Source organism: Mesorhizobium sp. B1-1-1, from assembly GCF_006442955.1.
Taxonomy (GTDB): domain Bacteria; phylum Pseudomonadota; class Alphaproteobacteria; order Rhizobiales; family Rhizobiaceae; genus Mesorhizobium.
The window spans coordinates 154,300-175,332 of record NZ_VFWW01000011.1 but is presented as its reverse complement, the minus strand read 5'-3'; the positions used below and the strand labels follow the sequence as shown (position 1 = coordinate 175,332).

Here is a 21,033-nt window from a genome sequence, read left to right as displayed (position 1 = left end):
GCCATACTAACTCACTGCCTCCCTGCGCCAACGGTAGTCCTTTCCGGTGAACGCGTGGAACGGCCCGACGCCATTCGAATGGACAGGGCTGACCGTCGATTGAGATAGATGCGGCTTGCAACATCGTCGGGCAAGGTAAGCTCTTGTTCGGATCCGCGCTCGCCCAAAATAGGGATAGACCAGTGCGAAATTCGTGCAGTAGCATGTGACTCCGGGCGCCTGAGGGGTCGCGCGGGCTGCTCCGGGATTGTTACGAATTGGCGCAAACTGCAGATACCAGATACCGGCACCACCCAACCTTCGACATAAAATAACTTATTGAAATATAATGTATTTTCGAATCTCATAGGTTGGTGCACAACCACCCGTCGGGCGATCCGACGCCATCGCGTGCCGATATCGAGATGACCAAGGAGATCATCGACGCGGCCAAGCGGCTGGGCATTTCCGTGCATGACCACATCATCATCGGTCGCAAGGGCTATTCCAGCATGAAGGGCTTGCTGCTGATCTAGATCATCGGCTCGGCGAAGCTATCCGAATGAAAGCAGGCAATTCGCCGGCCCGGTCTTTCGGCTCAAGAATTTGAAAATCGTTCAATTCTGGAACGAATGGCCCGAAATTGAGGCCATATCGCCATAGGTTTCCAAATTCCCGCGCAGATTCCCGACCTTTTAGAACATAATTCCGTTGAGGGGCGGCTTTTCCGTTGATACCGTTTGAAACGCTTCAATTGGAACCTGCCATTGCAACGCAAGCGCCCAACCATAGCGGATGTCGCACGCGCGGCCGGTGTCTCCATCGGAACGGTGTCGAACTTCATCAATGGGACCGCCGGCCTGAAGGAGGCCACGCGCGAACGCATCGAAAAGGCGATCGCCACGTTGATGTACCGGCCGAGTTCGTTTGCGCGTTCGCTGCCGGGCCGCGCGCCCCACAGGCCGAAGAATCTCGATCATCTGCCGAGGCTCCTGGTCGCGGGCCGGGTCAGCGTCGACTTTCTCTGCCGCGTCGACGTCCTGCCGCATCGCGACGACCGCATCACAGCCAGTCATATCGAGAAGGCGCTGGGCGGGCCCGCGGCCAATCTCGCGGTTGCCGCCGCCGGTGTTGGGGCGCCCTACGCTCTCGATGTGGAACTGGCGACGGCGGTCGGCGAAGACCCGGAAAGTGACTGGGCGCTCGGCGCGCTTTCCAAACTGGGCGTCCACGCACTGCCGATCCGCAACACGCCCAACAACCGCCTTTCGCAGGCCATCGTGATCATCGAGCGCAATGGCAGCCGCACGATCATCAGTGAACCGTTCGAACTCGGCGAGATCGATCTGACCGCCAATCTGGACATCCAGCCCGAGCCGCGCCCGGCCTGTCTTCACATCGAAGGCTTCCACTACGAAACGATGACCGCTTCCATCGCGCGCTTTCATCAGGCCGGCTGGAGGGTGAGCCTGCATTCGGCCGGCCTGCCCAAGAGCGCACGCACGCCTGAAACCTTCACGCAGATGGTCCGGCACATCGACCTGACCTTCATCAACGATGTGATGATGCGGGAGATTTTCGACTTTCGCTCCAGGATGGCGACGATGATCGAAGAGGTGCGGCTGATGCTGGCGCGCATCAAGCCGCGCGGAACGGTCGTGCTCACTCTCGGCGAGTTTGGCGCGGTCGTCTTTCCGGCGAATGGCGGACCGCAGATCGAGGTGCCGGCACTGCCTGTCGACCGCGTCGATGCGACGGGCGCCGGCGACAGTTTCGCCGGCATATTCCTAAGCCTCTGGCTGCATGGTGCGTCGCTGGACGACGCCGCCCGCCATGCGGCGATCGGCGCGAGCCTGACGACCACGGTCGAAGGCGCACAGGGCTACATCGCGGATTTCGCGACTTTGAAGGCTGCCGCTTTGGCGAACAACGCCATGTTGGCAAGCTGAACCAACAACTTACGGGAACCCAGGAGAGTATTGGTCATGGCGAAAACAAGAGTGCTTCTGGTCGGCGAGAGCTGGATGAGTTCGGCGACCCACTACAAGGGGTTCGATCAGTTCGGCAGCGTCACCTTTCACCTGGGCGCGACGCCGCTGGTCGATGCCTTGAAGAGCAGCGAATTCGACCTCGACTACATGCCGGCCCATGAAGCCGTCGAAAAGCTGCCTTTCACCACGGAGGGCCTGTCGCAATACAAGGCCATCATCCTCTCCGACATCGGCGCGAACTCGCTGCTGCTTCACCCCGATGTCTGGCTGCACGGCAAGACAGTGCCCAACCGGCTCAAGCTTCTGCGCGACTGGACGCAGGCCGGTGGTGGCATGGTCATGATCGGCGGCTATTTCTCTTTCCAGGGCATCGACGGCAAGGCGCGCTGGCACCGCACGGCCGTCGAGGAGGCGCTGCCGGTAACCTGCCTCCCCTATGACGACCGGCTCGAGATTCCCGAAGGGTTCCGGCCTGAAATCACCGGCCCCAAGGAACACCCGATTTTTGCCGGCATCGAAGGCGAATGGCCGCTGCTGCTCGGCGCCAACGAGGTCATCGCTCGCGATCGCGACGACGTCGAAATCCTCGCACGGTTGCCGCAGGATCAGGGCGGCCATCCGCTGCTGGTCACCGGCCGCCATGGCCAGGGCCGCACGCTGGCCTGGACGTCGGATATCGGCCCGCATTGGCTGCCCAACAGCTTCGTGGAATGGCCGGGCTATGCGCGTCTTTGGACCAACGTGCTGCGCTGGGTCAGCAAGGCCGTCTAGCCGACCAGCAACCGCCGGGGAACCGCCATGACAGAACCGTTTCTTGTCGCCAGAAATATCGCAAAGCGCTTCGGCGCTCTGACTGCGCTTGCCGATGTCGACCTGGAAATCCGCTCCGGCGAGGTGCTGGCGCTTCTCGGCGACAACGGCGCCGGCAAATCCACCTTCATCAAGATCCTGGCGGGCGCCCATCCGCCCAGCGATGGAAAGCTTCTCATCGAGGGCAATCCGGTGGCTTTCTCCTCGCCCAAGGATGCGGCGTCGTCGGGGATCGCGACGATCTTTCAGGAACTGGCGCTCTCGGAAAACCTGTCGATTGCCGAAAACGTCTTTCTCGGCCGCGAATTGAAACGCTCCATTTTGGGTATTCCCTTCCTGAAGCGCAAGGAAATGCGCCAGCGCGTCGACGGCCTGCTGAAAGAGCTCGACGCGCATATTTCCGATCCGGAAGCACCCGTCGGCAGCCTGTCCGGCGGTCAGCGCCAGGCCGTGGCCATCTGCCGGGCCCTCAATCTGAATGCCAGGCTGGTCATCATGGACGAGCCGACGGCGGCCCTTGCCGTCGCCGAAACCCGCAAGGTTCTGGCACTGACGCGGCGGCTTGCCGCGCGCGGTTGTGCCGTCGTCCTCATCAGCCACAACATTTCCGAAGTGTTCGAGGTCGCCGACCGCATCGTGGTGTTCCGGCGCGGCCGCAAGGTGGCCGAACGGCTGGCGGCCGAGACCAATCACGAGGAAGTCGTTTCGCTCATAACAGGCGCTCATCCCGACGTGCGGGCGCTTGAAAAATCAAACTGAAATGCACGTCCATTCCAGAGAGGATAAACCAATGCTTTCTCAACTCAAAAAAGCGCTCGCCGTTTCCGTGCTGTCACTCGTGGTCGCCACGGCGGCGCATGCCGCCGACAAGCCCAAGGTCGCCTTCGTCCCGCAATTGATCGGCATACCCTATTTCAATGCCATGGAAGCCGGCGGCAATCGCGCCGCGAAGGACCTGGGCGTCGATTTCATCTATTCCGGCCCCGTCGACACCAACCCGGTCGATCAGTTGCAGATCGTGCAGAACCTGATCGACCAGGGTGTCCAGGCGATCTCGGTCAGCGTGCTGGATGCGTCCAGCATCGCGCCCGTCGTCGAGAGCGCCAAGGCCAAGGGCATCAAGCTTTTCACCAGCGACAGCGATGCACCCGACAGCGGCCGTGCCGTCTATGTGGCGCAGGCGACCGACGAAGGGCTCGGCACGACGATCATCGATGAGTTGGTGAAGCGCGTCGGCGAGGACGCCACGATCGGCATCGTCTCCGGCGAGGCGACGGCGTCCAATCTCAACGCCTGGATCGGCTTCATGCAGAAAGAGGCCACCGCCAAATATCCGAAGCTGAAACTGCTGGCTCCGCAATTCGCCGGCGGCACGGCCGAGCGCGCCGCGCAGATATCAGGCGATCTCATGGCCGCCAATCCCGACATCAAGGCCATCATCGCCGTCGCATCCTCGACCTGCCCGGGCGTCGCCCAGGCCATCGAAACCGCCGGTAAGATCGGCTCCGTCATCGGCACGGGCTATTGCAGCCCGAACACGGCGCGATCCTACCTGAAGAGCGGCGCCTTCGGCTTCACCGTGCTGTGGGATCCCGAACAGCTGGGCTATCTCACGGTCTGGGCCGGCAAGCAGTTGATCGACGGCAAGAGCTTCGAAGCGGAAAACAAGATCGCCGGCCTCGAAAAGCCCGCCACCTATGATGCCGCCAAGGGCATCCTGCTGCTCGGACCGCCGGCGGTCTTCACGAAGGACAATGTCGACAAGTTCAACTTCTGAGCCTTGGGATGAACACGGTGCGACAGTTTGGAAACGGCGTTTTGGCCATGAACGGGCGGGAGTGGTCCTTGCTTGCCGCCTGTCTCCTGGCGATCGTCATCTTTTCTGTCGCATCGCCCCACTACGCGACGCCAGGCAATGCGGCGACCGTCCTGCGCAACAGCGTCGAACTGCTGCTGATCGGCCTTGGCATGACCTTGCTGCTGGCCATGGGCGGCATCGACGTCTCGATCGGCATCGTCATGGGTCTGGCGGCAATAGCGATCGGCCGTGTGCTCGGCGCCGAGGGCAATCCGCTGCTGGCGCTCATCGCTGGCCCTGCGGTCGGTGCGCTGCTCGGCTGCGTGACGGCCACCGTCGTCGTCCTCGGTCGCGTTCCGGCAATCGTGGGAACGCTCGGCCTGCTTGGCGTCTACCGCACCGCCGTCTTTGTCCTTCTCGGCGGGCAGTGGCTCTCGGGCCTGCCCTCGAGCCTCACCAATCTTCTGGCAACCACCGTACTCGGCATTCCAGTCCCAGCCATCGTCATTGCCATCGCCTATCTGGTCGTCTGGCTGGCGTTGCGGCGAACCCCCTACGGGCCGCACCTGCTGGCGATCGGCAATTCCGAGGAAAAGGCCCGGCTGTCCGGAATCCCCGTGGTCAAGGTACGCTTCATGACCTTCGTCATCAGTGGCGTCCTGACTGGCATTGCCGCCACGTTTTACGTCGCCACCTACCGCAATGTGGAGATGACGATCGGCAGCACGCTGGCGCTCGATGCGATCGCCGCGGTCATTCTCGGCGGCACGAGCATATTGGGCGGCAGATGCAGCTTGATCGGCACGGTCTTCGGCGTACTGCTTCTGAGAATTCTCCAGAATGGATTGCTCCTGATCGGCGTCCCCTCGCTTTGGCAGCCTGTGGTTACCGGCGTTCTCATCATCGGCGTGCTTGGCTTCGAAGCTGTCTCCAACCGGCTGCCGCTTGCCCAATTCCTGCGAGCCCGCGCATGAACAGGATCCGGAACCTGCAGGGCCCCGCCCTCACTTTGGCTCTGCTGTGCGGCCTCTGGCTGGTCGTTATTGTCGGCCTGCTGGCGCTCAAGCCCTCGGTCTTCAATCTTGGCACCGTCACCACGATTTTGCAATTTTCGACGATCCTGGCCCTGGTCGGCCTTGGACAGGCGCTGGTCGTCCTGGCCGGGGGCGCGGGCATCGACCTGTCCGTTGGCGGCGCCGTTTCGCTCTCGGCGATCGTTGCCATGCTTTCCCTGAAGCTGGGGTTGCCGCCCCTTCTGTTGCCGGTCGTCTGCATCCTGGCTGGCGCTGTGCTCGGTGCCTTGAACGGATGGCTGGTGAACGAGCTCGCCCTTCTCCCCTTCATCGCGACGCTGGGAACATTCTTCGTCTATTCCGGCCTCGCGCTTGCGGTCACCGGCGGCGCGGCGCAGTCCGGCGTGCCCGCCTGGCTGCTCGTTTGGGGGCGCGGTGCGATTATGGGCATCCCCGTGCCTTTCCTCACGCTCGCCGTCCCCTGCTTCGCGCTTGCCGGTCTCGTGTTGCTCTCGACGGCCTGGGGGCGCTGGATCTATGCCATGGGCTTCAACGAGCGCTCGGCCAAACTGGTCGGCATTCCGGTCGATCGCGTACGCTTCATTCTCTACGTGCTGAGCGGCGCACTGGCCGGTGCTGCCGGCCTCGTCTCTCTCGCCTGGCTCGGCAGCGGCAGGCCCAATATCGGCCAGAACCTCGAACTGGAATCGCTGACCGCGGCCATGCTGGGAGGCATCGTCATCACCGGCGGACGCGGTGGCGTCGGCGGCGTGTTCGCGGCCGTCCTGCTGCTGGTCACGCTGAAGACCGGCCTTCTGCAATTGAACATCAACACGGTCTGGCAGGTGGGGATTGTCGGCGCCCTTCTGGTTTTCGTCCTTCTCGCCGACCGACTTTCCCAACGTTGGAGATAACAATGCCTTCCATGGAAGAGACCATCGCCGCGCGCGTCGAGGCAGCCGCCGAGCGCATCGTCAAGACGCTGAGCGATCTCGTCGCCTTCCCTTCGATCGTGAAATCGAATCCGAAGGAGGCCGGCCCCGGCGAGCGGGATTGCCAGCTCTACCTGCAAAAGCGCCTTGAGGCACTCGGCTTCTCGACCGATCTCTGGGATCCAGACGGCCCGGCACTCTACGAAAAATACAAGGGATGTGCCGGCGCCAACAAGGGCAGGACGTTCGAGGGCCGGCCCAATCTCGGCGGCGTTTTGAAAGGCACCGGCGGCGGGCGGTCCATCATGCTGACCGGCCATATCGACGTCGTGCCGCCGGGTGCCGCCGGGCACTGGACCACCGATCCCTTCCAGCCTGTCCTGAAAGATGGATTCCTGCACGGTCGCGGCACGGTCGACATGAAGGGCGGCGTCGCTTGCATGCTGATGGCGGTCGAAATCCTGAAGGAACTCGACGTTTCCCTCTCCGGCGACGTCGTCTTCACCACCGTCGTCGACGAGGAAATCGGCGGCATGGGGTCGCTCGCCATGGTTGATCGCGGCTTTCGCGCCGACGCCGGCATCATGACGGAACCGACGGCGAACAGGATCGCACCGCTTTGTCACGGCATTCTGTGGGGCAAGATCATCATCGACGGCATAGGCGGCCATGCCGAACTGACGCCGAACGCCTGGTATTCGAGCGGCCCGGTCGACGCCGTCCAGCTTTGCCGGCAGATCCTCGACGGCATCGACATCCTCAACCGGCGATGGATGTTCGATCCCAGGAAGAACCACCCGCTGATGGACCTGCCCAACCAGATCATCGTCACCCAGATCAATGCCGGCGAACATCCATCCTCCATGGCAGGACGCGGCGAGATCATCATCGACGCACAGTATCTGCCGAGCGAGCATGACGAGTTCAGGCTGGGCGGCAACGTCAAACGCGAAATCGAAGAGCACATCGCCAATGTCTGCCAGGCGGATCCTTATCTGCGAAAGCACCCTGCCCGTGTCGAATGGATCCTCGATGCCGATTGCGCCGAGATCCCGTCGGACAACCCCTTTGTCGGCCTGTTCCAGGAGGCCGTCAAAGCAGCCGACCTGTCGCCGGCCCTGAGCGGCTTCGGCGCACACAGCGACATCGGCCTGCCGACCGGCCTGGGCAACACCCCGACCGTCAACTTCGGTCCTGGCGATCCGGCGCAGGCGCATCAGCCGAACGAGCGCGTTTCGGTGCGCGATCTCGTCGACTGCACGAAGGCCATCGCCTTAGCGGTGGAGAAATGGTGCCGATAGTTTTTAGCTGACTGCGAGCGGCAGGAAGTTTGCGGAAGACGTCCGGGAGGAGCGGCGAGAGCAATTCCAGGAAAAGTGTGTACGGTTTTCCCGGGAAAAGCGCGTAGCGCTTTCCCTATGGAATTGCGCAAAAACAAAGAGATAGAGCGGTTCGCCGTTTCCATGAAACGGTGAACTGCTCTAAGAGGCCGCCCGTCAGCCACCAAACCTCGGCTCGGGAACTCCGGTCACGCCAAGGCCGGTGATGGCGAACAGGCTGCCGCGCAGCACGCCATCGCCGGGAAAACGCGGCAGCGGCGGCTTGGCCATCGAGGTGACGTAGAGCGTGTCGAGCTTCGGTCCGCCGAACATGGCGCTGGTGATCTTCTTCACCGGCATGTCGATGATACGGTCTATGCTGCCGTCCGGCGCGTAGCGCACCAGGCGGCCGTCATAGACCAGCGCATTCCACAGACAGCCTTCGGCATCGACGGTCGAGCCGTCGGCGGCACCACCGCGGCTGGTATCGACGCGAACGAAGGTGCGGCGGTTGCTGGCCGTACCGGTCTCGATGTCGTAATCATAGGCCCAGATCTCGCCGGTCCAGGTGTCGGCGAAATAGAAGGTGCGGTCGTCGGGGCTCCAGCATGGACCGTTGGAGCAGATGATGCCGGAATCGATCCTGGTGACGGAGAAATCCGGATCGAGCCTGTAAAGGCCGCCGGACGGCCCCTCTTCCATCGTGTCCATCGAGCCGGCGAAGAAGCGGCCGCGCCGGTCGACCTTGCCGTCGTTGAGACGGTTCATTGGCTTGTCCGGCTCCGGATCATGGATCGGCGTCACCTCGCCGGTGGCGAAATCGAGCAGATGGAAACCGCGCTGCAACGAGACGACAGCGCCGCCGCCATCCTTGCGCAGCGCCATCGAGCCTATCTTCATCGGCACGTCCCAGGAGCGGATCTCGCGCCCGTCGGCGGTCGCGCGGAAGACGCGCCCGTCGAAACTGTCGATCCAGTAGAGACGCTCCTGCTCGACGTCCCAGAGCGGTCCCTCGCCAAGCGTGGTCTTCACGTCCACCACGACTTCGATCTTCATGCCGTCCTCCTCTTTGCTCGCGCGGCGATTGGCTGCGTCAGAAAGCGACCTTGTCGCCGCCCTTCAGCGACAGGATCTCGCGCGCTTCGTCCGGCGTCGCCACCTCCATGCCGAGCCCCTCAATGATCTTGCGCGCCAGCACGACCTGCTCGGCATTCGACTTGGCAAGCTTGCCCCTGCCGGCCCACAGGCTGTCCTCCAGCCCGACGCGAATATTGCCGCCGAGGGCCGCCGATTGCGCGGCGATACGCAACTGGCTGGCGCCGGCGCCGAGCACCGACCACCGGAACTGGTCCCCGAACAGCCGGTCCGCCGTGCGCTTCATATGCGCGACATCCTCCGGATGCGTGCCGATGCCGCCCAGCAGGCCGAACACCGACTGCACGAAGAAGGGCGGTTTCACCAGCCCACGGTCGGCGAAGTGGGAGAGATTGTAGAGATGCGCAATGTCATAGCACTCGAACTCGAACCGCGTGCCGTTGTCGTAGCAAGTCGCGAGAATGTACTCGATGTCCTTGAACGAGTTGCGGAAGACGAGGTCGCGCGTCGCTTCCAGATGCGGCTTTTCCCAGTCGAACTTGAAGGTCTCGTATTTGTCGGCGAGGTGATAGAGCCCGAAATTGATCGAGCCCATATTGAGCGAGGCTACCTCCGGCTTGAACTGGGCGGCCGGGCGCACCCGCTCCTCGACCTTCATGTAGGGGCTGCCGCCGGTGGTGATGTTGATGGCGGCGTTGGTGCCTTGCTTGACGCGCGGCAGGAAACGGGCAAAGGCCTCCGGCGTCTGGTCGGGCTTGCCGGTCTCCGGATCGCGGGCATGCAGATGCAGGATCGCGGCGCCGGCTTCCGCGGCGGCGATCGCCTCCGAGGCGATCTGGTCCGGCGTGATCGGCAAATAGGGCGACATGGTCGGCGTGTGGATCGCCCCCGTCACCGCGCAGGTGATGATGACCTTGCCCCTGGCCGCCGTGGCGCCGGGCTTGCGGCTGGTTTCTTTCATTGTCCGAACTCCTGATCCGATTTCTTCTTGTGCGCCGCCAGCGCCATCAGCCGGCGATCCCGCCATACCTGCCGATCGCCCAGTTTCTCCCTGGGCAAGCGCCTGCTGCGCTCGGACTCGACGGTTTCCATCACCTCGCCCGCCCAGTCGACGCGACGCAGCATCTGCGGGAAAATATTGGAATAGATGCCCTGGTAGCGCTCGGCATAGTCGCGCACGCCGCCCGGCGCGTTGAGATCGATGGTCTCGAAGGGCCCCATGAACGACCAGCGCAGCGCCAAGCCATCACGGATGCCGATATCGACGTCCTCGACGCTGGCATAGCCGTCGGCGACAAGCCGGAAAGCTTCCTCGAGCAGCGCCCCTTGTAGCCGGTTCATGATGAAGCCGTCGAGCTCGCGCTTCATCACCAGCGGCGCGTGGCCGGCATCGAGGAGGAAGGCGCGCGTCCTTTCGAGCGTCTCGGCGGACGTCCACGGCGCCGGCACCACCTCCGCCGCCGGAATGAGGTAGGGCGGGTTGATCGGATGCACGACCAGGCAGCGGTGCCGCCCCGGGAGATGATCGGTGAATTTCGACGGCAGCAGCGCCGAGGTGGAGCTGGCGATCACCGCCTGCGGATCAGAGAGGGAATCGATCCGCGAAAACACCTCGCGCTTCACTTCGAGATTTTCCGGTGTGTTCTCCTGGATATGCACGGCGCCGGCCAGAGCCGCGTCCAAGTCTCCCATGACGACGATGCGCTCGAGCACCGCGTGCGCGGTCTGTCCGCGCAGCAGATCATTCGAAGCGAGATCGCCGAGCACGCCTTCTATGTAGTCGCGCGCGCCGCCTGCCGCGACCGGCGACTGGTCCCACATGCGCACATCATGGCCGGCGCGCGCGAAGCTGATCGCCCATGCCCGTCCGATGAACCCGCTTCCGACAATTGCAACCCTGGCCATGGCTTGCTCCTCAAAGCGTTTCGACGTTGCCGTCGACGCCGAGCGACTGGCCTGAAATGTTGATGCCCGCGTCGGACAGCAGGAATGCGACCATCGAAGCCACGTCGTACGGGCTGGTCATGCGGCGCAACGAGATGTTCTGCAAATAGCGTTCGGTCATCTCCTGATGGCTGATGCCGACCTGTTTGGCGCGTGCCGAGATAACGCTCTCGATGCGCGGCCCCTCTATGATGCCCGGCAGGATGGCGTTGACCCTGATCCCGTGCGGCCCAAGCTCCTTGGCAAGGCTCTGCGTGAAGCCGATGACGCCGAATTTGGCCGCCGAATAGGGCGTGCGGAACGCATAGCCGTGGCGGCCGGCCGCCGACGACATCGAGACGATCGAACCGCCGCCGGCCCCCTTGATGAGCGGCACGGCGCGCCGTGCGCACAGGAACTGGCCGGTCAGGCCGATGTCGAGACAGCGCCTCCAGTCGGCCGGATCGATTTCGTCGACGCCGCCGGTCGGCCCGGCGATGCCGGCATTGTTGATCAGTGCGTCGAGGCCGCCGAGCTTCTCCTTCACCGCCTCGAACAGCCGGTCGACATCGTCGTCGCGCGACACGTCGGCCTTGACCGCCGCGACAAGCGTCATTTTCTGCGGGGCCGCCGCCAGGGCTTCGTCGGACACATCGCAGACGACGATGCGCGCACCGAGCCGCGACAGCGTTTCGGCAATGGCAAAGCCAATGCCGCCGGCGCCTGCCGTGACCAGGACACGTTGCCCTTTGAGCCCCGCCAGGAATTCGTCGGGCGATTTGGGTGCGCTCGTGCTCATCATTCCATTCCCTTCATTGAATGCGTCTTTCACGCAGCGCCATGACGGCACCGAGCACCACCAGCCCGAACAGGATCGCCCGTGTGGCGTAAGGCAGCGTCGTGCCGGCCAGCAGCATCTGCAGCGCCGTCAACAGCAGCACGCCGCCGAGCATGCCGAGATAGTGACCGCGCCCGCCGGTGATCAGCGCGCCGCCGACCACGACAACGGCGATGGACGGCAGGAGATAGTCGTCGCCCATGCCGAGGCTGGCCTGGCCGGAAAAGCCGGTCAGCATGACGCCGACGATGGCCGCGCACAGCGCTGACAGCATATAGACGAAGATCAGCGTCCGTCCGACGGCGATGCCCGAAAGCTGGGCCGCGCGCGGGCTGTTGCCAATGCCGTAGACCTTCCGGCCGAAGGCGGTGCGGCCGAGCAGCAGCACCGCAAGGGCCACGAAGACGACCATGAACGGCACGACCGGCGTCACTACCCATATCTTGCCGGTCATGAACCAGCGCAGCATCGGCGAGGAGAAGCCGGCCGGCGTGCCTTGCGAATAGAGAAGCGCGAAGCCTTGCAGGATGCCGTTGGTGGCGAGCGTCATGACGATCGGCGAGATGCCGAGGAAAACAATGCCGACGCCGTTCGCCAATCCGATAAGACAGGCGATGGCCAGCACCACCGGCAGCGCATAAACGAGTGCCGCGTCCGATCCGTTGACCATGCCGGCAAGAAGGATGCCCGACAAGCCGATCGTCCACGGCACCGACAAGTCGAGCCCGCCGGTGAGGATGACGCCGCCCTGCCCGAGCGCAAGCACGGCAAGGAAACTCGACAGCACGAACAACGAGTTCCAGTAGGTGGGATTGAAGATGGCCCGGCCGAGCCAGATCTGGGTGACGATCATGACGGCGGCCAGGCAGACGTAAGCCGGCAGCGCGTAGCGCAGCGTCTCGGCATTGCGCATGCGAAAGCCGGGTGCCTGTCCCGGAACGGCGGGCTTGTGGGCGATGCGCAGCCTGCGGTCGGTGGGGTCGAGTTGCGACGGCAGCATGCCGGCGCGCCATGCGGCGAACCGCGCGCGCAAGGCGCGGACCTGGTAGGCAAGCACGGAGCCATGCGACAGCGAGCCCGCGAGCACGGCAAGGATGAGGATGGTGCCCTCGGCGATGGTCGAATAATAGGCCGAAACGTTGAGCACGAGCAGGACGTTGACGACCATCATCAGGATATAGGCGCCGAAGACGGTGCCGAACGGACCACCCTGCCCGCCGCCGAGCCGCGTGCCGCCGACCACGACGGCGGCGAACATCGACAGCAGCAGCGGATTGCCGACGAGCGGATCGCCGCTGCCGGTCTGGGCGCTGATGAACACACCGGCAAGCCCGTAGCAGCCGCCGGCGATGACATAGACGAGGAAGCGCACGAGAGCGACGCGCACGCCGACCGCGGCAGCGGCGTCCGGATCGCTGCCGACCGCGTAGAGCGCCGTGCCGAACCGCGTGCCCTTCAGCCAGAACCATGCCAGCAGGACCACGCCGATGACGACCAACGGCATGGGCAACCAGCCTGGGATCGCGTCGCCGAGATAGAAGGCGCCGAGATCGGGCGAGACGAAGCCGCCGGGCTTGTCCATGACCAGCAGTGTGATGCCTTGCAAGATGAACATGGTCGACAGCGTGACGACGATGGGCTGCATGCGCAGCACCGCGATGAAGAAGCCGTTGAACGCCCCGACGAGCATGCCGACGCCAATGCCGGCCAGCGTCCACAGCCAGACGTTCGTTCCGGTCGCCATCGGATCCATCGACGTGGCCAGCACCACATTGACCAGCGAAACCACGGCGCCCGCCGACAGGTCGAAGCCGCCGGACAGGATGACGATGGTCTGGCCCATCGCCGCCAGCGCCGAGGTGGCGCCGCCGCTCGACAGGAACGAGATATCGAAATAGGTGAGCCGCCCGGCGCTGATCAGGTCGACGACGACGAGCAGCACTGCAAAGACGATCGCCGCGATAATAGCGCCGCGATGCCGCGCCAGGAGGCGCACCAGGGATCCGGCCTGCCCGGTTGCCGTCGAACCGACCGCGCTCACTGTGCTGCCTCCAGCATATTGCCGCCATGTCCCAGCGCCGGCCGCATGATCGCGCTCTCGGTGATCTCGCCGCCGGCGAGTTCGGCCACCAGCCGTCCGTCATAGAGGACGAGCACGCGGTCGCATTGATGGACGAGTTCGGGAATCTCGGTCGAATGCAGCAGGATCGAGCCGCCGGCCGCCACATAGTCGCGCATCATCACGTAAAGCTCGTGCTTGGTGCCCACATCGATGCCGCGGGTCGGGTCGAAGAGCAGCAGGATGCGGCTTTCGGCAACCAGCCATTTGGCGATGGCGATCTTCTGCTGGTTGCCGCCGGAAAAGGCGCCGGCCCTTGTCCACAGCGCACGCTTGTCCACCTCGACCGTCGAGAAGGCCGCCTGCACGGCGCGTGCTTCCTCCTCCTCGCGGATCAAGCCGAGCCGGGTGAAGCGGCCGACCACCGGCAGCGATGCATTCTGCCGGCCCGACAATTTCAGGAACAGGCCTTCGGTCTTGCGATCCTCCGGCACCAGCCCGATCGCCATGTTGGGCCTCAGCGCATCGGCCGGCGAGCCGAGCCACACTTTGCGGCCGTCGACCATGACGTGGCCGCGTTCGATCTCGGCCATGCCGAAGCAGGCGAGGAACAGGTCTAGCTGGCCCATGCCCTGAAGTCCGGCGATGCCGAGGATTTCGCCCCTGCGCAAATCGAAACTGGCGCCGTCGAGTTTTCTGCCCGCCTTGAGGTCGCGCACGCCGAGCACCGGCGGACCGAAGACGGCCGCGCCCTCGGGCTTTGGCGGAAAGGTCTGCGCGAGGGCGCGGCCGATGATCTTCTCGATCACATCCTCATCCGAGATGTCGGCCACCGGTGCGGTGATGATGTGGCGGCCATTCCGAAGGATGGTCAAGGTATCGCAGAAGGCCCGCACCTCACGCATGCGGTGGGTGATGAACACGACCGTCGTTCCGGCGGCCTTGAGCCGCGCGATGATTGTTCCCAGCCATTCGACGTCGCCGCCCGAAAGCGTCGAGGTCGGCTCGTCCAGCAACAGGATGCGCGGCTTGCGGTAGACGGCGCGCGCGATCTCGATCTTCTGGCGGACCGCGAGATCGAGCGTCGCCACCTCGGCGTCGAGATCGACCGAAAAACCGAGATCGGCAATGTGCCGGCCGACTGCCTTGCGCGCGGCCGACCGCCTGATCAATCCGGTCGGGCCGGATGGCGCATAGGGCAGCAGCATATTGTCGAGAACGCTGAGGTCGCGGACCAGCGTCATCTCCTGGAACGCCGTCTGCACCCCGCGTTCATGCGCGGCGCGCGGCGAACCGAGCGCGGCCGGCGCGCCAAGGATGCTGATCTGGCCCTGATCGGGCCGCACCAGTCCCGATAGGAGCTTGACCAGCGTCGACTTGCCGGCGCCGTTCTCACCCAGCAAGGCGTGCACGCTGCCAGGCGAGATCGCGAAGGAGACGTCGTCAAGCGCGACCGTCGCGCCAAACGCCTTGCGTATGCCGTTGACGGCAATAGCCGGCACATGCGTTGTTGAAGTCATCATTCCCGGTTCCGGCATGCCATGCTTGCGGGCGCGTGGAGCCCACAGTGCCCCACGCGCACGGATTGCTGAAGCCTACTCCTCGGGCTGGCCGACGAGCGCCGCGTTGAGGCCGATCTCGGGCGTCTGGTCGGAGAAGATCGACGCGAACCAGCCGGGGTTGGAAACCAGCGACGGCTTGAAGGTGTTGCATCCGGCCTTCATTTCGGCCCAGGTGCCCTCGTTGCAAAGCTTGCTCGTCTCGTTGGTGACGATCGGCAGCGGCAGGATTGTCGCTTTCGGCACATCCTTGCCCTCGATCGCCTCGATGGCGAGCTTCAAGGCGAGCGCGCCGGAATAGGGCGGCGAGGCATACGAAATGCGCGGCGCGCCGAGCGGTGCATAGGGAGAAGCAGCACCCTCGACCTCCGTCCCTTCCGGCAGCATCTGGATGCGGCCGCCATTGGAGCCTTCACCGGCGCAAGGCAGAAGCTGGCTGGCCTTCCTGCCCGCCTCGAGCTGCATCGAATTGGCGGTGAAGCAGCCTACCTGCATCCACAGCCCGTTAATGTCGTCCCAGCTGCGCGTGGCGAGAATCTTGGAAAGCTCGGTGCGTGCCACCGCCTGGCTCCACATGCCGACCGCTTCGCCGACAATCTTGATGTCCGGATATTTGGCGAACACCGCCTTGGCGGCCTTGGTGCGCAGCTCGTCGACCGAGGTGCCGGGAACGCCGGTCACGGCGATGATGTTGCCCTTGCCGTTGAGCTTCTTGGCCAGCCATTCGGCTGTCACCCTGCCAGCCTCCTCCTGGTCGATATGGACATTGTAAGCGCAGGGCTCGGTGATCTCGGCGTCGTAGGCGAAGACCTTGACCCCCTTCTCGCAAGCGTTCTTGACGACCTGGTTCAGCGCCGTCGGCGAGATCGGATAAATCACGATCGCCTCCGCTCCCGCCTGCACCATGGCGTTGATCTGCTGGATCTGGCGCTGCGCATTCGGCCCGGCCACCTGGACCTGCAGGTCGACCTTGTCGACCAGGCTCTTGTGCGAGGCCATCGCCTTGACCATGTTCGCCGCCTCGGCCTGCCAGTCATTGCCGATGAAGCTCATGCTGAGAAAAATCTTGTGTTTTTCAGCGGCCTCGGCCGCGGAGATGCCAAAAGCACAGGCAGCCATGCCGGCCAGCAGCGCAAGCCGCCGGGCTTTCAATCCGATACCCATTATGAAACTCCTCCCGATCCGAACGATCGGATGCCTCCCAAGGGCACGAGACGTGACCTTGCCATCCGATATCGCAACCGTATCACCATTTGATCAAAGATCAATGATGAAATATGCTCATGACAAGGCGACGGCCGGGGTGCTTGACGCCGCAGCCGGAAGCCTGCATTCCGGATACGGGTTATGGCGCAGCTTGCGCGGGAAGGTTGAGGGGAGATGGCTGGAGCGGCGTTCAGGAAGCCGGGTGTCGAGATCGCGCCCCTGTCCAAGGAGACCTTGCAGGACAGGGTCTATCGCCATGTCACCGAATTGATCCTCGACGGCAGCATCGTGCCGGGCGAGATGGTAACGGTGCAAAGCCTTGCCGATGCTTTCGGCGTCAGTCCGATGCCGGTCAGGGAGGCCCTGCGGCGGCTGACCGCCGCCAACGCGCTGATGGTGGTTTCAGGCCGCTCGATCGGCATTCCCGCACTCAGCCGCACACGCCTCGTCGATCTGAGAAACGTCCGCTTCGAGATCGAAGCGATCGCCGCCGCATGGGCGGCCGAGCGTATGGACGACCAAGCTATCGCGCGGCTGCGTCAGCATCTGGACGCACTCGAACAGGCCAATGCGGCGGGAGACGTCAAGTCCTATCTGCGCGCCAACTACGCCTTTCATTTCTCCATCTATCGGGCGGCGGGCTCCGAGAACATCCTCAACATCATCGAGAACCTGTGGCTGCAGATCAGTCCCTATTTCAACATGCTGCACGATTCCGGAAATTATTCGACCGCCAATGCATACCATCAGGAGATGTTCGCCGCGTTGCGTGACCGGGACGCGGAAGCGGTCAAGGCCGCTGTCCGCGCCGACATCGACGCCGCCTTCGGCGTTCTGGTCGGCCTGCTGAAATAGCACAAACGAAACTTCGTCGGCGCGAAGATCGAATTCGGCCTGCCGACGTGGCTTGGCACACCCCACCGTCGACTTCGCCCAAACGATCCGGCGCAGGCGCATCAGCCGGACGAACGCGTCCCCGTGTGTGATGGACGGCTCCTCTCGAAGGGTTGGCGCAGGCAAGGCGGGATTTTTCCCGTCAAGACAGTCGGCTCTAGAATTGCGACCCCAAATCAAGCTATGATGCACTTGGCATTTCCGGAGACGGCTTCGCGCCCCTGGAATGCCGGGAGGAACGGGACATGGCCTTCGCGCTTGTACTCGTTTTGATAGTTGTGGGCTCGGTGCTGTTCCACCTCCTGAGCCCATGGTGGTGGACGCCGATTGCCTCGAACTGGGACTATATCGACAACACCATCATCATAACTTTCTGGATCACCGGCGTCGTCTTTGCCGCCGTGGTTTTGTTCATGGCCTATTGCGTCTTCCGCTTCCGTCATCGGGAAGGCAATCAGGCGGCGTATGAACCGGAGAACAGGCGGCTCGAATCCTGGCTGACGGTTGTCACCGCGGTCGGCGTAACGGCTTTGCTGGTTCCCGGCCTGTTCGTCTGGAACCGGTTCGTCAACGTTCCGAGCGACGCAACCGTGGTCGAAGTTGTCGGCCAGCAATGGCAATGGAGTTTCCGCCTGCCCGGCAAGGACGGCAAGCTCGGCACGTCCGACACCCGCGGCGTCACCGCTGACAATCCGTTGGGCGTGATCACCAGCGATTCCAATGGCCAGGACGATGTCGTGGTCGAAGCGGCCGATCTGCATCTGCCGGTTGGCAAGCCGGTCAAGATGTTGCTTCGCTCGATCGACGTGCTGCATGATTTCTATGTGCCGGAATTCCGCGCCAAGATGGACATGATCCCGGGCTCGGTCACCTACTTCTGGTTCACCCCAACGAAAACCGGAACCTTCCAGGTCCTGTGCGCTGAACTCTGCGGCCAAGGACATCCGATGATGCACGGTGTGGTGATGGTCGATACGCAGGAGGATTACCTGGCGTGGCTTGGCCAGCAACAGACGTTTGCGCAATTGTCGGCGCCCCAGCAGACGGGCTCGGCAAGCCAGGCGTCGGGTCCAACGACGGTGTCAAGTTCGAGGATTGCAGCAAAGCTCGAAACCGTCGGGTCTCGCTAAAAAGGACACGGAGGTGTTCCTATGGTCGATATTACCCCTGCAGATGCCATCCCGCCGGCCGAAGTCGCGGAAGTCGAACTGTATCATCCGCACAGTTGGTGGACGAAATACGTCTTCTCGCAGGACGCCAAGGTCATTGCCATCCAGTATTCGGCGACGGCAACGGGAATTGGCCTGGTCGCCCTGGTGCTGTCCTGGCTGATGCGGCTGCAACTCGGCTTTCCCGGCACCTTCGACTTCATCACGCCTGAAGCCTACTACCAGTTCATCACCATGCACGGCATGATCATGGTGATCTATCTGCTCACGGCGCTCTTCCTCGGCGGTTTCGGCAACTACCTGATCCCATTGATGGTGGGGGCTCGCGACATGGTCTTTCCCTATGTCAACATGCTGAGCTACTGGATCTACCTGCTTGCCGTGCTGGTTTTGGTGTCGAGCTTCTTTGCGCCTGGCGGACCGACGGGGGCCGGCTGGACGCTGTACCCGCCGCAGGCAATCATGACCGGCACACCGGGGGGCCAGGACTGGGGCATCATCCTGATGCTCGTCTCGCTGATCCTGTTCATCATCGGCTTCACCATGGGCGGGCTGAACTATGTCGTGACGGTGTTGCAGGGCCGCACGCGCGGCATGACGCTGATGCGTCTGCCGCTGACTGTCTGGGGCATCTTTACCGCGACCGTCATGGCTCTGCTCGCCTTCCCGGCGCTATTCGTCGCCTGTGTGATGATGCTGCTTGATCGGACGCTCGGCACCAGCTTCTTCATGCCGGCGATCGTCGAAATGGGCGAGCAATTACAGCATAATGGCGGCAGCCCGATCCTGTTTCAGCATCTGTTCTGGTTCTTCGGCCATCCCGAAGTCTACATCGTGGCCCTTCCGGCCTTCGGCATCGTGTCGGACCTGATCAGCACCCATGCGCGCAAGAACATCTTTGGCTATCGCATGATGGTCTGGGCCATCGTCGGCATCGGTGCGCTGAGCTTCGTCGTCTGGGCGCACCACATGTATGTCAGCGGCATGCATCCCTATTTCGGTTTCTTCTTCGCCACCACGACATTGATCATCGCGGTTCCGACCGCCATCAAGGTCTACAATTGGGTGCTGACGTTGTGGCGCGGCGACATCCACCTCACCATACCGATGCTATTTGCCCTGGCTTTCATCGTCACCTTCGTCAATGGCGGGTTGACCGGGCTGTTCCTTGGCAATGTCGTGGTCGACGTCCCGCTGTCGGACACGATGTTCGTCGTTGCCCATTTCCATATGGTCATGGGGGTCGCGCCGATCATCGTGATCTTCGGTGCGATCTACCACTGGTATCCGAAGGTCACCGGCCGGATGCTGAACGAGGCGCTGGGCCGGTTCCATTTCTGGGTCACCTTCCTCGGCGCCTACCTGATTTTCTTTCCCATGCACTACCTCGGACTGATGGGCGTGCCCAGGCGTTACAATGAACTGACCGATATGACGGTGATGACAGAATCGGCCCACCATCTGAACTCGTTCATCAGCATCATGGCGTTCATCGTCGGCTTTGCCCAGATTGTGTTCCTGTTCAATCTGATCTGGAGCATCCGTCATGGCCGCGAGGCCGGCGGCAACCCGTGGCGGGCCACGACCCTCGAATGGCAGACGCCGCAAACACCACCGGCCCATGGCAATTTCGGCAAAGACCTACCGATCGTCTATCGCTGGGCCTATGACTACAGCGTACCGGGCGCCAAGGAAGACTTTATCCCGCAAAACGTACCGGGCTCCTTCGGTCCCTCCAAGGAGCCGGCATGAGCGTCATTCTGGTCTTCATGCTCGTGATCGCCGGTTTTGCCGGATGGTGGCTTTCCCACCAGCGGCTGATGACCAAGCCATGGCTCGAGCAAGGTATGGCCGGGGATTTTGTTGGTATGGAAGGATCGGCGCTACCGACCGCCAAGATCGGCCTCGGCGTCTTCCTGGCGGTCGTCGGCTGTCTGTTCGCGCTGATCACCAGCGCCTACTTCATGCGCATGGCGCTGTCGGACTGGCAGGCGCTGCCGCTGCCGCGGCTGCTCTGGTTCAACACCGGCATGCTGGTCCTCAGCAGCATTGCGCTGCAATGCGCCTCGCTCGCGGCGCGTAAGGGTCAAATGGACATGGTTAAGCTCGGCCTTGCCACCGCCGGGTTTACGGCGCTCTCCTTCCTGATTGGACAGTTTATGGCCTGGCGCGAGCTGTCTGCCGATGGCTACTTTCTGGCTTCCAATCCGGCCAACAGTTTCTTCTACCTGCTTACCGGAATGCATGGCCTGCACATACTGGGCGGACTGGTGGGCCTGGGCAGAACAACCGTCGGCGCTTGGAACGGGGCAAGGCCGGCGCGGCTTCGCCTCAGCGTCGAGCTGTGCGCCATGTATTGGCATTTCCTGCTTTTCGTCTGGCTTGCCATCTTCGCGCTTCTGGCCGGCTGGGCCGCGACTTTCATCGATATTTGCCGGGGGTACTGAC

At 63.2% G+C, this 21,033-nt stretch carries 18 protein-coding genes and 1 pseudogene; 12 read left to right on the top strand and 7 right to left on the bottom strand.

Going from position 1 to position 21,033, the window contains the following annotated elements:
• Positions 1 to 350 precede the first annotated feature (350 nt).
• From FJ986_RS23375 to FJ986_RS23340, 8 genes and pseudogenes are all read left to right on the top strand, one after another.
• A pseudogene (locus tag FJ986_RS23375) lies at positions 351 to 515 on the top strand (JAB domain-containing protein); the annotation flags it as partial.
• A gap of 231 nt (positions 516 to 746) precedes the next feature.
• Positions 747 to 1,928 (top strand): PfkB family carbohydrate kinase, encoded by a 1,182-nt coding sequence (locus FJ986_RS23370; protein WP_140521013.1) that lies wholly within the window; start codon positions 747 to 749, stop codon positions 1,926 to 1,928.
• 36 nt (positions 1,929 to 1,964) lie between these two features.
• Positions 1,965 to 2,741 (top strand): glutamine amidotransferase, encoded by a 777-nt coding sequence (locus tag FJ986_RS23365; RefSeq protein WP_140665095.1) that lies wholly within the window; start codon positions 1,965 to 1,967, stop codon positions 2,739 to 2,741.
• Positions 2,742 to 2,768: 27 nt separating this feature from the next.
• Positions 2,769 to 3,539: an ATP-binding cassette domain-containing protein gene (locus tag FJ986_RS23360; protein ID WP_140495806.1), complete on the top strand. Its 771-nt coding sequence runs from the start codon at positions 2,769 to 2,771 to the stop codon at positions 3,537 to 3,539.
• A 31-nt stretch (positions 3,540 to 3,570) separates the two neighbouring features.
• The gene (locus FJ986_RS23355) at positions 3,571 to 4,557 is read left to right on the top strand and encodes an autoinducer 2 ABC transporter substrate-binding protein (protein ID WP_140495805.1); all 987 of its coding nucleotides are present in this window, start codon (positions 3,571 to 3,573) and stop codon (positions 4,555 to 4,557) included.
• A 68-nt stretch (positions 4,558 to 4,625) separates the two neighbouring features.
• Entirely contained in the window at positions 4,626 to 5,552 is a 927-nt protein-coding gene (locus tag FJ986_RS23350) for an ABC transporter permease (protein WP_224518945.1), read from the top strand.
• Entirely contained in the window at positions 5,549 to 6,505 is a 957-nt protein-coding gene (locus tag FJ986_RS23345; RefSeq protein WP_140517085.1) for an ABC transporter permease, read from the top strand. Before FJ986_RS23350 ends, FJ986_RS23345 begins: the two co-directional genes overlap by 4 nt.
• A 2-nt stretch (positions 6,506 to 6,507) precedes the next feature.
• On the top strand, positions 6,508 to 7,824 hold the full coding sequence (locus FJ986_RS23340) for an ArgE/DapE family deacylase (RefSeq protein WP_140517087.1): 1,317 nt from the start codon (positions 6,508 to 6,510) through the stop codon (positions 7,822 to 7,824).
• A gap of 195 nt (positions 7,825 to 8,019) precedes the next feature.
• On the opposite strand, the gene FJ986_RS23335 is transcribed toward FJ986_RS23340, so the two are convergent.
• The 7 genes from FJ986_RS23335 to FJ986_RS23305 all read right to left on the bottom strand — a co-directional run bounded on the left by FJ986_RS23335 (position 8,020) and on the right by FJ986_RS23305 (position 16,480).
• Positions 8,020 to 8,898 (bottom strand): SMP-30/gluconolactonase/LRE family protein, encoded by an 879-nt coding sequence (locus FJ986_RS23335; protein WP_140517088.1) that lies wholly within the window; start codon positions 8,896 to 8,898, stop codon positions 8,020 to 8,022.
• Between the two features lie 37 nt (positions 8,899 to 8,935).
• On the bottom strand, positions 8,936 to 9,898 hold the full coding sequence (locus tag FJ986_RS23330) for a 3-keto-5-aminohexanoate cleavage protein (protein WP_140517090.1): 963 nt from the start codon (positions 9,896 to 9,898) through the stop codon (positions 8,936 to 8,938).
• Positions 9,895 to 10,842 (bottom strand): 3-hydroxyacyl-CoA dehydrogenase, encoded by a 948-nt coding sequence (locus FJ986_RS23325; protein ID WP_140561497.1) that lies wholly within the window; start codon positions 10,840 to 10,842, stop codon positions 9,895 to 9,897. The genes FJ986_RS23330 and FJ986_RS23325 overlap by 4 nt, the downstream gene beginning before the upstream one ends.
• 10 nt (positions 10,843 to 10,852) lie before the next feature.
• A complete protein-coding gene (locus FJ986_RS23320; protein ID WP_140561499.1) occupies positions 10,853 to 11,659 on the bottom strand; it encodes an SDR family oxidoreductase in 807 nt (268 codons plus the stop codon).
• Between the two features lie 13 nt (positions 11,660 to 11,672).
• Entirely contained in the window at positions 11,673 to 13,739 is a 2,067-nt protein-coding gene (locus tag FJ986_RS23315) for an ABC transporter permease (protein ID WP_140517094.1), read from the bottom strand.
• Positions 13,736 to 15,277 (bottom strand): sugar ABC transporter ATP-binding protein, encoded by a 1,542-nt coding sequence (locus tag FJ986_RS23310; protein ID WP_140675967.1) that lies wholly within the window; start codon positions 15,275 to 15,277, stop codon positions 13,736 to 13,738. Before FJ986_RS23310 ends, FJ986_RS23315 begins: the two co-directional genes overlap by 4 nt.
• Positions 15,278 to 15,352: 75 nt before the next feature.
• Positions 15,353 to 16,480, bottom strand: a complete 1,128-nt coding sequence (locus FJ986_RS23305; protein ID WP_140495797.1) for a sugar ABC transporter substrate-binding protein — start codon at positions 16,478 to 16,480, stop codon at positions 15,353 to 15,355.
• Positions 16,481 to 16,696: 216 nt separating this feature from the next.
• Between FJ986_RS23305 and FJ986_RS23300 the strand changes: the two genes are divergently transcribed.
• The 4 genes from FJ986_RS23300 (at position 16,697) to FJ986_RS23285 (ending at position 21,032) form a co-directional block, all read left to right on the top strand.
• A complete protein-coding gene (locus FJ986_RS23300) occupies positions 16,697 to 17,377 on the top strand; it encodes a GntR family transcriptional regulator (RefSeq protein ID WP_140675854.1) in 681 nt (226 codons plus the stop codon).
• 284 nt (positions 17,378 to 17,661) lie between these two features.
• The gene (gene coxB, locus FJ986_RS23295; RefSeq protein ID WP_140495795.1) at positions 17,662 to 18,546 is read left to right on the top strand and encodes a cytochrome c oxidase subunit II; all 885 of its coding nucleotides are present in this window, start codon (positions 17,662 to 17,664) and stop codon (positions 18,544 to 18,546) included.
• 21 nt (positions 18,547 to 18,567) lie between these two features.
• Positions 18,568 to 20,337: a cytochrome c oxidase subunit I gene (gene ctaD / locus FJ986_RS23290; RefSeq protein ID WP_140495794.1), complete on the top strand. Its 1,770-nt coding sequence runs from the start codon at positions 18,568 to 18,570 to the stop codon at positions 20,335 to 20,337.
• A complete protein-coding gene (locus FJ986_RS23285) occupies positions 20,334 to 21,032 on the top strand; it encodes a cytochrome c oxidase subunit 3 (protein WP_140675853.1) in 699 nt (232 codons plus the stop codon). Before ctaD ends, FJ986_RS23285 begins: the two co-directional genes overlap by 4 nt.
• Position 21,033 lies beyond the last annotated feature (1 nt).

Coding starts and splice junctions, on each gene's coding strand:
- FJ986_RS23310 (WP_140675967.1), bottom strand. CDS start 15,277: ATGACTTCAACAACGCATGTGCCGGCTATTGCCGTCAACGGCATACGC.
- FJ986_RS23365 (WP_140665095.1), top strand. CDS start 1,965: ATGGCGAAAACAAGAGTGCTTCTGGTCGGCGAGAGCTGGATGAGTTCG.
- FJ986_RS23300 (WP_140675854.1), top strand. CDS start 16,697: ATGGCTGGAGCGGCGTTCAGGAAGCCGGGTGTCGAGATCGCGCCCCTG.
- FJ986_RS23305 (WP_140495797.1), bottom strand. CDS start 16,480: ATGGGTATCGGATTGAAAGCCCGGCGGCTTGCGCTGCTGGCCGGCATG.
- FJ986_RS23340 (WP_140517087.1), top strand. CDS start 6,508: ATGCCTTCCATGGAAGAGACCATCGCCGCGCGCGTCGAGGCAGCCGCC.
- FJ986_RS23335 (WP_140517088.1), bottom strand. CDS start 8,898: ATGAAGATCGAAGTCGTGGTGGACGTGAAGACCACGCTTGGCGAGGGA.
- FJ986_RS23285 (WP_140675853.1), top strand. CDS start 20,334: ATGAGCGTCATTCTGGTCTTCATGCTCGTGATCGCCGGTTTTGCCGGA.
- FJ986_RS23360 (WP_140495806.1), top strand. CDS start 2,769: ATGACAGAACCGTTTCTTGTCGCCAGAAATATCGCAAAGCGCTTCGGC.
- FJ986_RS23330 (WP_140517090.1), bottom strand. CDS start 9,898: ATGAAAGAAACCAGCCGCAAGCCCGGCGCCACGGCGGCCAGGGGCAAG.
- FJ986_RS23345 (WP_140517085.1), top strand. CDS start 5,549: ATGAACAGGATCCGGAACCTGCAGGGCCCCGCCCTCACTTTGGCTCTG.
- FJ986_RS23325 (WP_140561497.1), bottom strand. CDS start 10,842: ATGGCCAGGGTTGCAATTGTCGGAAGCGGGTTCATCGGACGGGCATGG.
- FJ986_RS23320 (WP_140561499.1), bottom strand. CDS start 11,659: ATGAGCACGAGCGCACCCAAATCGCCCGACGAATTCCTGGCGGGGCTC.
- coxB (WP_140495795.1), top strand. CDS start 17,662: ATGGCCTTCGCGCTTGTACTCGTTTTGATAGTTGTGGGCTCGGTGCTG.
- FJ986_RS23355 (WP_140495805.1), top strand. CDS start 3,571: ATGCTTTCTCAACTCAAAAAAGCGCTCGCCGTTTCCGTGCTGTCACTC.
- ctaD (WP_140495794.1), top strand. CDS start 18,568: ATGGTCGATATTACCCCTGCAGATGCCATCCCGCCGGCCGAAGTCGCG.